Source organism: Geomonas oryzisoli (assembly GCF_018986915.1).
Taxonomy (GTDB): domain Bacteria; phylum Desulfobacterota; class Desulfuromonadia; order Geobacterales; family Geobacteraceae; genus Geomonas; species Geomonas oryzisoli.
Window position 1 is genome coordinate 2,237,803 of record NZ_CP076723.1, and the last position, 14,306, is coordinate 2,252,108.

12 protein-coding genes are annotated in these 14,306 nt (G+C 62.1%); all 12 read right to left on the minus strand.

Annotation, left to right across the window (positions count from 1 at the left end):
- Window positions 1-3 precede the first annotated feature (3 nt).
- Window positions 4-804 carry a 4Fe-4S dicluster domain-containing protein gene (locus KP004_RS09815; RefSeq protein WP_216802132.1) on the minus strand — a complete coding sequence of 267 codons (801 nt, stop codon included), beginning with the start codon at window positions 802-804 and terminating at the stop codon, window positions 4-6.
- Window positions 801-4,067 carry a formate dehydrogenase gene (fdh, locus tag KP004_RS09820; protein ID WP_216802133.1) on the minus strand — a complete coding sequence of 1,089 codons (3,267 nt, stop codon included), beginning with the start codon at window positions 4,065-4,067 and terminating at the stop codon, window positions 801-803. The genes KP004_RS09815 and fdh overlap by 4 nt, the downstream gene beginning before the upstream one ends.
- Window positions 4,068-4,554: 487 nt before the next feature.
- A complete protein-coding gene (locus tag KP004_RS09825; protein WP_216802134.1) occupies window positions 4,555-4,887 on the minus strand; it encodes a c-type cytochrome in 333 nt (110 codons plus the stop codon).
- Window positions 4,888-4,989: 102 nt separating this feature from the next.
- Entirely contained in the window at window positions 4,990-6,291 is a 1,302-nt protein-coding gene (locus KP004_RS09830) for a phenylacetate--CoA ligase family protein (RefSeq protein ID WP_216802135.1), read from the minus strand.
- Between the two features lie 169 nt (window positions 6,292-6,460).
- Entirely contained in the window at window positions 6,461-7,204 is a 744-nt protein-coding gene (locus KP004_RS09835) for an ABC transporter ATP-binding protein (RefSeq protein WP_216802136.1), read from the minus strand.
- Window positions 7,205-7,376: 172 nt separating this feature from the next.
- Complete coding sequence (locus tag KP004_RS09840) at window positions 7,377-8,129, minus strand: ABC transporter ATP-binding protein (RefSeq protein ID WP_216802137.1); 753 nt, start codon at window positions 8,127-8,129, stop codon at window positions 7,377-7,379.
- Window positions 8,122-9,087, minus strand: a complete 966-nt coding sequence (locus KP004_RS09845; protein ID WP_216802138.1) for a branched-chain amino acid ABC transporter permease — start codon at window positions 9,085-9,087, stop codon at window positions 8,122-8,124. The genes KP004_RS09840 and KP004_RS09845 overlap by 8 nt, the downstream gene beginning before the upstream one ends.
- A 10-nt stretch (window positions 9,088-9,097) precedes the next feature.
- On the minus strand, window positions 9,098-9,982 hold the full coding sequence (locus KP004_RS09850; RefSeq protein WP_216802139.1) for a branched-chain amino acid ABC transporter permease: 885 nt from the start codon (window positions 9,980-9,982) through the stop codon (window positions 9,098-9,100).
- A 12-nt stretch (window positions 9,983-9,994) separates the two neighbouring features.
- A complete protein-coding gene (locus KP004_RS09855; protein ID WP_216802140.1) occupies window positions 9,995-11,134 on the minus strand; it encodes an ABC transporter substrate-binding protein in 1,140 nt (379 codons plus the stop codon).
- A gap of 41 nt (window positions 11,135-11,175) precedes the next feature.
- The gene (locus KP004_RS09860) at window positions 11,176-12,318 is read right to left on the minus strand and encodes an ABC transporter substrate-binding protein (protein ID WP_216802141.1); all 1,143 of its coding nucleotides are present in this window, start codon (window positions 12,316-12,318) and stop codon (window positions 11,176-11,178) included.
- Window positions 12,319-12,525: 207 nt separating this feature from the next.
- A complete protein-coding gene (locus tag KP004_RS09865) occupies window positions 12,526-12,957 on the minus strand; it encodes an ACT domain-containing protein (protein ID WP_216802142.1) in 432 nt (143 codons plus the stop codon).
- Between the two features lie 12 nt (window positions 12,958-12,969).
- On the minus strand, window positions 12,970-14,274 hold the full coding sequence (locus tag KP004_RS09870) for a phenylacetate--CoA ligase family protein (protein WP_216802143.1): 1,305 nt from the start codon (window positions 14,272-14,274) through the stop codon (window positions 12,970-12,972).
- Between the last annotated feature and the right edge of the window lie 32 nt (window positions 14,275-14,306).

A 14,306-nucleotide genomic window follows, 5' to 3' on the forward strand; every position in this document is an offset into this window, starting at 1 on the left:
GGCTCATTTCCGCTCCCCTCCCCTGCTGTGCGCCGCCACCACGGCCGCTGCCGCCATCCCCGCCGCCGCAAGTGCCATGACGCCCCACGATCCACCCACCCCCTTGGTCGGCACGGACGGATCGGGCGGCAGGTTGTACGCCTCGGGGCGGTCCAACAGCAGGAAGAAGGCGTGCAAACCCTCCGTTCCGGGCTGGTCGCGCTCGCTCATCCCGTAGAGCCAGGCCTCGGTCACGCCGCGCCGGTGCAGCTCCTGCAACCGAGCCCGGGCCATCTCCTTCAGGTCGTCCAGCTTTCCGAAGGTGATCGAGTCGGTCGGGCACGCCTTGGCGCAGGCGGGCTCCATCCCGGCCTTCTGCCTGTCGTAGCAGAGCGTGCACTTCCAGGCGCGGCCGTCGTCCTCGCGCCGATTGATGACACCGAAAGGACAGCAGACCACGCAATAGCCGCAGCCGTTGCAGACGTCGGGCTGGACGTAGACGGTGTCGAACTCCGTGCGCACGATGGCGCCGGTGGGACAGGCCTCCAGGCAGCCGGCGCGCTCGCAGTGCTTGCAGACGTCGGACATGAGGAGCCAGGAGAACGGTCGTGACGTGGCCTGCCCGGAAAGGCGGGCCTGACGCTCGATGAACGCGACGTGCCGCCAGGTGGTCGCTTCGAGGTGGATGGTGTTGTCGTAGGAACGGCCGCTGAAGAAGTCGCCGTCGGCGGGAAGCTGGTTCCACTGCTTGCAGGCGACCTCGCACGCCTTGCAGCCGATGCAGACGCTGGTGTCGGTAAAGAAACCGGTAGCTGGCGTGGTCATGATTCCTCCGTCATTTCCGTCTTGCCTGCGTGAAGTCCGTGTTTGCCCCCGGGCTTCTCATGCACCGGCGGGAGGTCCCGCTCAGGCCCTGCCACCTCCCGCTCGGCGAGCGGTCCCTGGGCGGCGGCGCGCCGTTTCTTCGACCTTCTTCCCGCGACGAGCTGGACCGAGAAGGCCTTCGACTCCTCGATGCTCACGTTGGGGTCGGCCACGAACGCGGTGAGCTCGTTGGCCGCATCGCCGGTGGAGCGTCCGATCCAGCTCCAGTGATAGGGAATCCCCACGGTGTGCAGGGTCTGCCCCTGCTGCACGAAAGGCTGCATCCTGCCGGTCACCAGCACCCGCGCCTCGATCTCGCCCCGGATGGTGCTGACCGTGGCCCAGCCGCCATTCTCCAGCCCGCGCAGCTCAGCCAACTCCGGCGACACCTCGACGAACATCTCCGGTTGCAGCTCGCACAGCCAGGGGACCCAGCGGCTCATCCCTCCGGCGGTGTGATGCTCGGTAAGGCGGTAGGTCGTGGCGATGAACGGATAGTCCGGATCCCCCCAGGCCTTGTGGTAGGGGTTATCCTTGCGAATCCACTCCATGCGGGCCGGGTTGCACTGTTGCCCGTAGAGCGGGTTCTTCAGCACCGACTCCTCCGGCTCGTAGTGCGTGGGGAGCGGGCCGTCCAGAAGCCCGTTGGGGTCATAGAGCCACGCCTTCCCTTCCGCCTGCATGATGAACGGATCGATACCGGAGAGGGTGTCGATCCCCTTGGCGTCGGGGGGCGGCCGGTACTCGGGGGGACGGTCCACGATGAAATCGGGATTGTCGTAGCCGGTCCACTTGCGCTGCTCGGTATCCCACCATACGTATTTCTTCCGCTCGGACCACGGTTTGCCATCCGGGTCGGCCGAGGCCCTGTTGTAGAGCAGTCGACGGTTGGCCGGCCACGCCCAGCCCCATTCCGGCGCCACCCAGGTCTGCTCCGACGCAGGCTTCCTTCTGGCGGGCTGATTGACGCCGTCCTTGTAGCAGCCGCAGTAGATCCAGCAGCCGCACACCGTGCTGCCGTCATCCTTCAGCTCCTTGTAACCCGACAGGTACCTATGCCCCCCCAAGGTGTAGCCGCTTATCTCGGCAAGCACCTCCTCTGCATCAGGCTCCTCTATATCGCCGATGCTGCGGTAGTCCCAGGTCAGGTCGCGCAGGGCAAGATCCTTCTGCTCCGTCGAGGTCCTATACAGTTCCTTCAGCCTCCTGCCGAGATGCCAGATGAAGTGCAGTTCGGAGCGGCAGTCGCCGGGCGGTTCCACCGCCTTGTGGTGCCACTGCAAAAGGCGCTGCGTATTGGTGAAGGAGCCATCCTTCTCGGTGTGGGCGGCGCAGGGGAAGAAGAAGACCTCGGTGCCGATATCCGCCGGTTTGACGTCGCCGGCAACGATCTCGGGCGCATTACGCCAGAACTCCGCCGTTTCGGTTGGGGCGAAATCACGCACCACGAGCCACTTCAGGTTGCGCAGCCCCTTGCGCTGCAGGGCGCAGTTCATCGACCCCACCGCCGGGTTTTCTCCCATGACGAAATACCCCTGCACCAGGGAATCGGCCATCGCGGCCACCGTCACCATGTGGGAGTGGTCGCCGGAGATGTGAGGCAGGTAGTGGTAGCACCAGTCGTTTTGCAACGTGGCGGCCGCACCGTACCATGCCTTCAGCAGCGACACCGTGTACTTGGGAAACTCGCTCCACCAGCCTGAGGCCGATTCGTTGTACTCCAGGTACTTCTTGAGGTCGGTATCATAGGAAGCCTTGGGCATGGGGAGGTAACCGGGGAGCATGTTGTAGAGGGTCGGGATATCAGTGGAGCCCTGGATGGACGAGTGCCCGCGCAGCGCCATGATGCCGCCGCCGGGGCGCCCGATGTTGCCCAGCAGCATCTGCACGATGGCCGCCGTGCGGATGTACTGCACCCCTATGGAGTGCTGGGTCCAGCCGACGGCGTAGCAGAAGGCGCTGGTCCGGTCACGGCCGGAGTTGTCGCACAAAGCGCGCGCCACCTTCTCGAACAGCTCGGGAGGAACGCCGCAGGCCTCCTGCACCACCTCGGGCGTGTAGCGGGAGAAGTGCCTTTTCACGATCTGGAAGACGCACAGCGGATCGGTGAGCGTGAAGTCGTGTTGTTCCGCGGAAACGATAGCGCCGCGCTCTGCACGCGGTTCCCCCGAGAACATCTCACGGTGCCCGGCGGCGGGTGTTACCTCGAGACCCCGGTACTGCCAGGAGGATGGATCGTACTGTCCCTTCTCGGCATCCCAGCCGCTGAAGAGGCCATCCAGGTCCTCGGTATCCTGGTAGTCCTCCGAGACCAGCGCGGCGGCATTGGTGTAGTTGATCACGTAATCCCTGAACCAGCGGTCGTTGGTGATGATGTAGTTGACCAGGCCTCCCAGGAAGGCGATGTCGCTGCCGGGACGGATCGGGACGTGGATATCGGCTACGGCGCTGGTGCGGGTGAAGCGGGGATCGACGTGGATGATGGTGGCGCCGCGGCGTTTGGCCTCCATGACCCAGCGGAAGCCGACCGGGTGACATTCGGCCATGTTGGAGCCCTGGATGACGATGCAGTCGGAATGTTGCAGGTCCTGCTGGAAGGTGGTCGCCCCGCCCCTGCCGAACGAGATCCCCAGACCGGGGACCGTGGAGGAGTGTCAGATCCGCGCCTGGTTCTCAATCTGGACGATGCCAAGCGAAGTGAAGAGCTTCTTGATCAGGTAGTTCTCCTCGTTGTCGAGGGTCGCTCCGCCGAGATGGGCGATGCCGAGCGTCCGTCGCAGGGGGTGCCCCTTTTCGTGCTGATCCTCCCAGGTTTCATCGCGGCTCTGTTTGACCCGGTCGGCCACCATCTCCATCGCCTGCTGCAGCGGGATCTTCTCCCATCTGATGCCGTACGGGCGCCGGTACAGGACGTTCATGGCCCGGTGAGTACCGGTGACGAGTTGCATGGTGGCCGATCCCTTGGGGCAGAGGCACCCCTCGGAGATGGGGGAGTCGTAATCCCCCTCTATATCCATGATCTTGCCGTCTTTGACGTAGACCTTCTGGCCGCATCCGACGCCGCAGAAAGGGCAGATCGACTCTACCACCTTGTCCGCGTCGGCGGTCCTGGGACTGAGGGAGCGTGTTCTCTCTGTCATGGCGGATTCACGCAGTCCGCCCGGGTCGCGATTGGCCACCTGGCGCAGGGCCGGCCACGTTAGGAACCAGTTTTTCTTTGCCATCGCCTGCTCCTTGATAAACCGGGTTAAAAAACATTAGATGGGTTTAACATTGATGATAACAAAGTCAAACTTTAAATAGGGGACCAGCAGAAGCTTGGGGTAAAGGGTATAGTCTGTTTTCGGATCGTAGGAGTGCCGGCAAAGACAAATCCCCCCTGCCCCCCCTTTGACAAGGGGGAACGTGATGTCACGTTCAGCACTTCGTTTATTATTTGCACATAGAGCCAGACACGTGGTCCCTGTAGGGGCGAATAATCATTCGCCCCCCTGCCCGTTCACTCGCAATTTGCTGTAGGGACTCCCGCACTCAACATTGAATGAAAAAAGCACCTGCCGGCGCGAGGCCGACAGGTGCTTTTTACTATTAGGGGACTGGCTCCGCCAGGTGCCTGTCCCCTTAGTGCTTTGGGAAGGCGGCTGAGCTGAAAGGAGCGTTCCGCTAGGGGGACAGGCACCTAACGGAGCCTGACCCCTTCCGGCAAGGGGATTACTTGAAGGTAGCCAGGATGTACTTAGCGATGGCATTCGCCTCGGCATCGGGCACGGCCTTGGCGTCGAACTTGGTCATCCCCGGACCCGGATTGCGCATCTTGGCGACGATGTCCTTCTCGGTCTTCACGCCGTTGGCGGCGAGGTCCTTCTTGCCGAGCCCCTTCTTCGGGTTGATGATGTTGCCACCTTTCGGATGACAGGCGACACAGTGCTGATCGAACTTGGCCTTGGCATCGATCTTCTCGCCCTTCTTGGCTTCGGCGAAGGCGGGAACCGCGATTACCGACATAGACAGCACAGCAGCAGTAGCAATGACAACTTTTTTCATGTTGATTCCTCCTTGGTAGTATCGGGGGGGCGTGCCCCAGTTGAGTATCGCTTGCAGCCTAATAGCACCCGGCTGGAAAGGAAAAGCGGAATCAATGCTAGTCTAGATTTTCCTGTTGTCAATGACACGACATGCTTTGCCTTCCGCCCTCGGGATGCTGTTCGGCTCAACCAGCTTCACAACGGCACCGACGCCGAGTACGGAATCGATCTTCTTCTCGACCTTGTCCAGGAAAGCCTTTTGCATCTTCATCTCGTCGAAGAAGATGTTCTCGGTGACCTCGATCCGGATCTCGAGGGTATCGAGCGCCCCCTTCCGGTCCACGACCAGCTGGTAGTGCGGCTGGCACCCCTCGATGGCGAAGAGCACGTCCTCGATCTGGGACGGGTAGACGTTCACCCCCTTGATGATGAGCATGTCGTCGGAACGCCCCATGGTCTTCTTCATGCGCACCATGGTCCTGCCGCAGTCGCACTTTTCGTAGTCGAGCGAGGTGATGTCACGGGTCCGGTAGCGCACCATCGGGAAGGCTTCCTTGGTGAGGGAGGTGAGAACCAGTTCGCCCACGCTCCCCGGGGGCAACACCGCGCCGGTGTCGGGGTCGATGATCTCGGCTATGAAATGGTCCTCGGAGATGTGCATGCCGCACTTGCACAGGCACTCGCCGGCTACCCCCGGGCCGATGACCTCGGAGAGCCCGTAGTTGTCGGTAGCGGTGATGCCGAGACGCTCCTCGATCTCGCGGCGCATCGATTCGGACCAGGGCTCGCCGCCGAAGAGACCGACCTTCAGGGTCAGGCTCTTGGGATCGATGCCCATCTTCTCCATCCGCTCCGCGATGGTGACCGCGTAGCTCGGGGTGGAAACCAGCGCGGTGGTGCGGTAGTCCTGCATGATCATGATCTGTTTTTCGGTGTTCCCCGCTCCCATCGGGATGACGGAGGCGCCGATCATCTCGGAGCCGTAGTGCAGGCCGAAGGCGCCGGTAAAGAGGCCGTAGCCGAAGGCGATCTGAACCACGTCATCGCTGTTGACGCCGGCCGCGGTCATGAAGCGGGCCACCAGGCCGGACCACACCTTGAGGTCGTGCTTGGTATAGCCGACGACCGTCGGCTTGCCGGTGGTGCCGGAGGAGGAGTGGATGCGAACCACCTCGCGCAGCGGCACCGCGAACATGCCGTAGGGGTAGTTGAGGCGCAGGTCCTCCTTGGTGGTGAACGGGAGCTTGGACAGGTCGGCGAGGGACTGCACATCCTCGGGGACGATCCCCATCTCCTTGAACCTGGTGCGGTAGCAGGTGACGTTCTTGTAAACGCGGTTCAGAGTAGCCTGGAGCCGCTCCAGTTGGAGTTGCTCGATCTCTTCCCGCGGCATGCACTCGTAATCGGGATCCCAAATCTGCATAAAAACCTCGCTTCAATTGACAATTGACAATTGACAATGGACAACTAAAACCCGCTGCAATTGACAATTGACAATGGACAGCCCCCCCGCTTGCTGGCCTCGACACAGGCCGTCAGCAAATAGCGGGTTCATAATTGTCAATTGTCCATTGTCAATTGTGCATTGATTATCATCTCTCCCAAATTTCTTTCTTGTCGCGCCCGAGATAGGCGCGCTGCACGTCCTTGTTTTCCAGCAACTCGGACGCCTTTCCTTCAAGTATCACTTTACCGGTCTCAAGGACATAGCCGCGGTCGGCGACCTTCAGGGCGGCGCGGGCATTCTGCTCTACCAAGAGGATGGTGGTCCCTTCCTCGCCCCTCAGACGCTCGATCACCTTGAAGATGTCCTGCACGACCAGCGGGGCGAGCCCCATGGACGGTTCGTCCAGAAGCAGCAGTTTCGGGCGGGCCATGAGCGCACGGCCGATGGCAAGCATCTGCTGCTCCCCGCCGGAGAGCGTGCCGGCCGCCTGGCGACGGCGCTCCTTGAGCCTCGGGAACATCAGGAACATCCGCTCCAGGTCGGTGCCGATCTCGACCCTCTGTCCGCCGGCGCGGTAGCGCAGGTAGGCGCCCAGTTCCAGGTTCTCCTCGACGGTGAGCGGGTTGAATACCTGGCGCCCCTCGGGCACCTGCGACAGCCCGAGGGAAACCACGCGGTCCGCCGCCTGCCCGACAATGTTCTTACCCTCCAGCAGGATCTCTCCGCTCGCCGTGGGGATGATGCCGGACAGGGTGTTGAGGAGCGTGGTCTTGCCGGCACCGTTGGCACCGATCAGGGTCACTATTTCGCCGGCCTTCAAATGCAGCGACACGTTCTTGAGCGCGTGCACCTTGCCGTAATAGGCGTTGATGTTCTTGATCTTTAGCATTTGTGTCCTTTGAAGCTCTCTGCCCCGCATACTCCCGTGGAGGCAGATTTGGTTCTTGGGAGTGAGCCTGCACTCTCCTCCCCCCGGAGGGGGGAGGTTGGGAGGGGGGAATGATAAGCCGCTGTGCTCCCCCTCCCTGCCCCTCCCCCTTCGGGGGAGGGAACCAGACTTGCTACTCTTCGCCCAGGTATGCAGTGATTACGGCCGGATTGTCCTGGATCTGCCGCGGCGTCCCTTCGGCAAGCATGGTGCCGAGGTTCAACACCACCAGCTGATCGCAGATATCCATGACCAGGTCCATGTCGTGCTCGACCAGGGCCACGGTGACGCCCAGATCCCGGATCCTCTTGATCAACTCGGCCAGATCAGCGGTCTCACTGCTGTTCAGCCCCGCCGCCGGTTCATCCATCAACAGTATCTTCGGCTCCAGCGCCATAGCCCGGGCGATCTCGAGGAGCCTTCCCTTGCCGAAGGACAGGGTCCCGGCCTGTACCTCAGCCAGCTCCGGGATCCCGACGAAGTCGAGGAGCTCCATGGCCCGCTCGCGGATGCGGCGCTCCTCGCTCATCTGCCAGGGCATCCGGAAGGAGCAGGCGAACAGCCCGGAACTGCTCTGGGTATGCAGCCCGACCATGACGTTCTCCAGCACGGTCATCTTGCCGAAGAGCTCGATGTTCTGGAAGGTCCGCACGAGCCCCAGCCGCGCGCGCCCTTCCGGCGGCAGCTTGGAGATGTCCTTCCCCTCCAGGAGCACCGCCCCGCTGGAGGGGGGATAGATCCCGGTGGCGACGTTGAAGAGGGTGGTCTTGCCCGCGCCGTTGGGGCCGATGATGCCGGTGATGGACCCCTTGCCGACGTTGAAGCTGATCCCTTCCAGGGCGGTCAGTCCGCCGAACCTCTTGCCGATTCCGTTCAGGCTAAGCATCGCTCCCCTCCGCTACCTTCCTCGCCGGCACCAGGCGCCGAAACAGCGCCGGTATCCCCTCCACCAGCCCTCCGGGGAGGTAGATGGTCATGGTGATCAGCAAAAGGCCATAGACGATGATGTCGAAGTCCTGGAAGGAGCGCAGCATCTCGGGAAGCAGGGTCAGAAGCAGCGCCCCCAGGATGGAGCCGTACACGCTTCCCAGGCCGCCGATGACGATCATGGTGAGGAGCTCCACCGAGAAATGGAAGCCGAAGGAGTTGGGCGAGATGAAGGTCATCACGTGGCAGTAGAGGCTCCCCATGATGGCGGACATGAAGGCCGACAGGGTGAACACCTGCACCTTCATGAGCCTCGCGTTGACACCCATGACGCGCGCGGCGACTTCCGAATCGTGAATGGCCCGGAGACCGCGGCCGAAGCGGGAGTTCACCAGGTTCAGCGACAAAAGGATCATCCCCAGCGCGAAGACCCAGACCAGGTAATAGTTTTTGAGGTCCGAGTCGAAGGTGAGGCCGCCGATCTGCAGGTTGGGAATGCCGGAGAGCCCGGACGGCCCGCCGGTCAGGTCCACGGTCTCGTTGAAGGCGATGTTGACGATGATGCCGACGCCCAGGGTGGCCATGGCGAGGTAGTGCCCCTTCAGGCGCAGCACCGGGAACCCGATGGCGAACGCGAAGGCCGCAACGCAGAGCGCGACCACGACCATGGCGAGCCAGGGGTTGAGGCCGTAAGCGGTGGTGAGTACGCCGGAGCCGTAGGCGCCAAGGCCGAAGAAGGCGGCCTGCCCGAGCGAGATCTGGCCGGCGTAGCCCAGGAGGAGGTTCAACCCCAGGGCGAGCACGCTGTTGATCCCGACGAAGATGAGAACGTTGGTGAGATACCCCCCGGAAAGCGGCAGCGGGATGAGCAGGACCACGAGGGCAAAAACGAGAAATTTAATTCTGTCCGATTTCAAAGTAAAACCTTTAAACCCTTTCAGTTTCGCCCTTCTTGAATAGTCCCTGCGGCCTGATGAAGAGGATCAGGAGCAGGATGAAAAACGCGATGGCGTCCTTGTAGCCTGAAGAGATGAGCCCGGCCCCAAGCGACTCCAGGGTGCCCAGGATCAAGCCCCCCAGCACGGTGCCCAGGCCGCTCCCCATCCCCCCCATGATGGCGGCGCAGAACCCCTTCAGCCCAAGCATGACGCCGACGTCGTAGGCGGTCATGGTGAGCGGCGCGATGATGACGCCGGCCAGCGAGCCGACGGCGGCGCTGATCACGAAGGAGAAGAGCACCATGCGCCCGACGCTGATGCCGACCAGGTTGGCGGCGCGGCGGTTGAAGGAGCAGGCGCGCATGGCCTTGCCGCTGATGGTGTGGTTGAAGAAGAGCCTGCACCCCACGATGACCAGCACGGTGACCCCGAAGATCCAGAGGTGCTGCGGCAAAAGCGTCGCCCCGGCGATGCTGATCGGGTCGGTACCGGAGAAGGCCGGCAGCGCCTGGGTATCCTTCCCCCAAAGGAGCATCACCAGCCCCCGGATCAGAATGCTGGCGCCGATGGTGATGATGATGAGCATGAGCGGGGTGGCGTTTTTGAGCGGCCGGATGGCCAGCCGCTCGAAAACAAGGCCGATGATGGTGGTCACCGCGACCGCAACGGCGATGGCCACCACCAACGGCAGATGCAGCACGTTCAGCGAAAAGATGGCCAACACCCCGCCCAGCATGACGAATTCACCCTGGGCGAAGTTGATGATCCCGGTGGAATTGAAGATGATGGCGAAGCTTAAGCCGATCAGGGCGTAGATGGAACCTGTGGCGAGCCCCGATATGACGAACTGCGTTACCTGGTTTAAAAGCTCCATGAATCCTCTTACCTACTTGACCAGTACCCAGTCTTTTTTGCGCACTTCGACCAGGGTGAAGGCGTCCTTGGTCAGACCGGCGTGGTCCTTGGCGGAGTAGCTGAACACGCCGCCGATGCCCGGGAAGTTGCGGGTGGCTTCCAGCGCGTTGCGGATGCCGGCCGGGGTGTCCCCGCCCTTCTCGATGGCGCCTTTGAGCAGCATGACCGCATCCCAGGCGTGGCCGCCGAAGTGGTCGCCCTCGGCCTTGTAGTGGTTCTGGTAGTCCTTGATGAAGGCGAGCAGGGAGTTTCTCTGCTTGTCGGATTTCGGGAGCAGGTCGGCGACCAGAACCTTCCCGGACGGGAGTTTGATCCCTTCGGCGGCGTCACCGGCCAGTTCGATGAACTTCTTGGAGGAGACGCCATGGCTCATGTACACCGGGATGGCGAGGCCGAGCTGCTTCGCGTTTCTCGCGATGACGGCCGGCCCGGGGTTGGTGCCCCAGCAGATGAGGGCCTGGGCCTGGGAGCCGCGGATCTTGGCGAGCTGCGCGGTCATGTCGGTGTCCTTCGGACCATAGGTGTCGTCGGAAAGGATCTGGATGCCGTAGCGTGCAGCATGGGCCTTCAGCTGCTCCCGGCCGGAGGCGCCAAAACCATCGGAAACGGTAAGGAGCGCCACCTTGGTCTTCTTCTCCTTCTTCAGTTGTTCAAAGATCCTGGCGACGGCCAACCCGTCGTTCTGGGCGGTCTTGAAGACCCACTTCCTCACCGGTTCAGTGATCTTGCTCCCGGCCGCGCAGGAGATCAGCGGGATCTGGGCCCTCTCTACCACCGGAATGATGGCCATGCTGTCACCGGTGGTACTGGGGCCGATGATGGCGACCACCTGGTCGTTCTTCACCAGCTTGTTGGCGAGTTGTACCGCCTTGGTGGCGTCCCCGGTAGTATCGTAGGTGATCAGCTCCAGTTTGCGCCCTTTGACACCGCCGGCCTTGTTGATCTCGTCGACCACCATCTGCGCCGTGTTGCGCTCGGGCTCGCCGAGGAACGACGCGGGGCCGGTCACGGCGAAGAGCGCGCCGATCTTGATCGGCGGAGCTGCCAGCGCGGCGGTGGACAGACAGAACAAAGCAATCGAAGCAAAAGCAGTCGAGACGATTTTTTTCACGAATTCCCTCCTCTTTTGAGCGGCACTTGCGCCGCCGATCATTATTTCACGATGACCCAGTCGCCCTTGACGATGCGGACCATCTCGAAGGCGCCCAGGTCGAGGCCGTTGTGGTCGGTCGGGGACATCTTGAAGATGCCGGACACACCCACCATGCGGCCGTTTTTCTCGATGCCGTCGCGGATCTGCGCCGGGGTTACGGCGCCCTTCTTGATGGCCGCTGCGATAAGCTGGAACCCGTCGTAGGCGTAGCCGCCAAAGGTGGAAGCCTCGACGCCGTAGTTCTTCTTGTAGTCGGTGTTGTAGTCCTTCAAGAGCTTCGCCTGCGGGTCGGTCGGCTTGAGCAGATCGAAGACGGCCAGTTTGCCGGCCGGCAGCACGATTCCCTCTGCGGCCTGAGCGGTGGCGAGCTCGATGTACTTCTTGGAGGCGACCCCGTGGCTCTGATAGACCGGGGTCTTGATGCCGAGTTGCTGGATGTTGCGGGTGATGATGGCGGGGCCGGGGTTGGTGCCCCAGCAGATGATCGCGTCCGGCTTGGCCGCCTTGATCTTGGTGAGCTGCGCGGTCATGTCGGTATCTTTCGGGGAATATACCTCGTCAGCGACGACCCTGAAGCCGCGCTTGGTCGCCATCTGCTTCAGCTGCTCGCGACCGGAGGATCCGAAAGAGTCGGAAACGGTGATAAGGGCGATGTTTTTCTGCTTCAGCTTCTCCGCCTGGATCAGGATCTTTTCCGCGGCGACGTGGTCGTTGGCCGGGGTCTTGAAGACCCATTTCCTTACGGGATCGGTGATCTTGATGCCGGCGGCGCAGGAGACCAGCGGGATCTGCTCTTTCTCCGCGATGGAGATGACGGCCATCGATTCGCCGGTGGTGCTGGGACCGACGATGGCGGCGACCTTGTCGTTCTTGATCAGCTTGTTAGCGAGCTGCACCGCCTTGGTGGCGTCGCCGCCGGTGTCGTAGATGAAGAGTTCGATCTTGGAGCCGTTGATGCCCCCCTTGGCGTTGATTTCTTTGACCAGGAGTTCCAGCGTGTTCTTTTCAGGTTCGCCAAGGAAGGAAGCAGGACCGGTGACGGCGAAGAGTCCTCCGATCTTGATCGGAGCCGCGGCGAAGGCCGCAGTGGCACTGCACAGAAGCAGCATGGTGATACCGATTACAGCGAACATCTTTCTCATCTGTTGCCCCCTCTTTGGTGAAACACATTGATTATTAACAGGTTGTACGACAGCCGTTGAAGAAACGGTTCATGCTGGGCGGTTCAACGCTCCTCCCCCCGGAGGGGGGAGGCTGGGAGGGGGGAGCAGTTACAGAGGGGAAGTTTCCCCCTCCCCAACCCTCCCCCTCCGGGGGAGGGAGCGCCCCCCTTCGCAGCGCCCTGCGGATTACATGCTGTACAGCCTCTCCCCCGGCAGGATGTTGAAATTCTTGCCGGTAAGCGTAGTGATCGCCTTCTGGGTCTCGTCGAAGCGGAAGATCATCACCGCGTTCTCGCCGCAGCGCTCCACGAAGGCGTACATGTACTCGACGTTGATCCCGTCGGCGTCCAGCACCTGCAGGATGTCGGCGAGCCCGCCGGGACGGTCCGGGATCTCGACGGCGACCACCTCGGTCTTGCTCACCGTGAAGCCCCGCTCCTTGAGTACGCCCCTCGCCTTTTCCGTGTCGTTCACGATGAGGCGCAGGATTCCGAAATCGGAGGTGTCCGCCAGGGAAAGGGTGCGGATGTTGACCCCGGCATCGCCCAGAATGCGGGTCACTTCGGCCAGACGTCCGAACTTGTTTTCGATGAATATGGAGATCTGTTCTACGTGCATGACGGTCCCTCCTTAGGCCTTGTTCCTGTTGTCGATGACGCGCTTTGCCTTCCCTTCGCTGCGGGTGATGCTCTTGGGCTCGACCAGCCTCACGCGGCAGGTAACGCCCAGCATCTCCTTGATCTGCTTTTCGATCTTGGCCGACAGCGCCTGGAGGTGCTTGATCTCGTCGGAGAAGATGTTTTCGCCCACCTCGACCTGGACCTCGAGCGTGTCGAGGTTGTCCTTTCTTTCCACGATGAGCACGTAATGCGGCTCGACCCCCTCGACGCCCATGAGTATGGCCTCGATCTGGGACGGGAAGACATTGACGCCACGGATGATGAGCATGTCGTCGCTTCTGCCGCTCATGCGGGCGATGCGGGCATGGGTCCTGCCGCAGGCGCACGGTTCGTAGGTGATGGAGGTGATGTCGCGGGTACGGTAGCGGATAAGCGGAATCCCTTCCTTCGTGATGGTCGTGATCACCAGTTCGCCCATCTGCCCCTCGGGAAGCACCTCGCAGGTCTCGGGATTGATGATCTCCGGGATGAAGTGGTCCTCCCAGACGTGGAGCCCCTTCTTCGCCTCGCAGCATTCGATGGCCACGCCCGGTCCCATGATTTCGGAGAGACCGTAGATGTCGACTGCGGAGAGGTTCAGCTTGGTCTCGATGTCGCGGCGCATCTCCTCGGACCAGGGCTCGGCGCCGAAGATGCCGACCCTCAGCTTCAGGTCGCGGAAGTCGATCCCCTCCTCCTTGGCGGCCTCGGCCATGAACAGCGAGTAGGACGGCGTGCAGGTGAGCACGGTGGAGCCGAAGTCCTGCATGATCATGATCTGTTTCTTCGTGTTGCCGCCGGACATCGGGATGACCGAAGCTCCCAGCCGCTCCGCGCCGTAGTGCGCGCCCAGGCCGCCGGTGAAGAGGCCGTAGCCGTAGGAGTTGTGGATGATGTCGCCCTTATGCACCCCGGCCGCCACGAACGAGCGCGCCATCAGCTCGCTCCAGGTCTCGATGTCCTTTTTGGTGTAGCCGACCACAGTCGGTTTGCCGGTGGTGCCGGAGGAGGCGTGGATGCGGACGATGTCCTCCATGGGGACCGCGAACAGGTTGTAGGGGTAGGAGTCCCGCATGTCCTGCTTGTAGGTGAACGGGAGCCGCTGCAGGTCAGCGAGCGACTTGATGGAATCGGAAGCGACCCCGGCCTTGGCGAGCGCCTCCTTGTAGAAGGGGACGCTTTTTTCCACTCGCGCCACCATCGACTTCAGCCTCTTGAGTTGCAGCGCCTCCAGCGCCTCCCTCGGCAGTGTCTCGAATTCCTCGTTGAAAAACATGACTGACTCCTTAAAAACCAACGTCAAAAGCA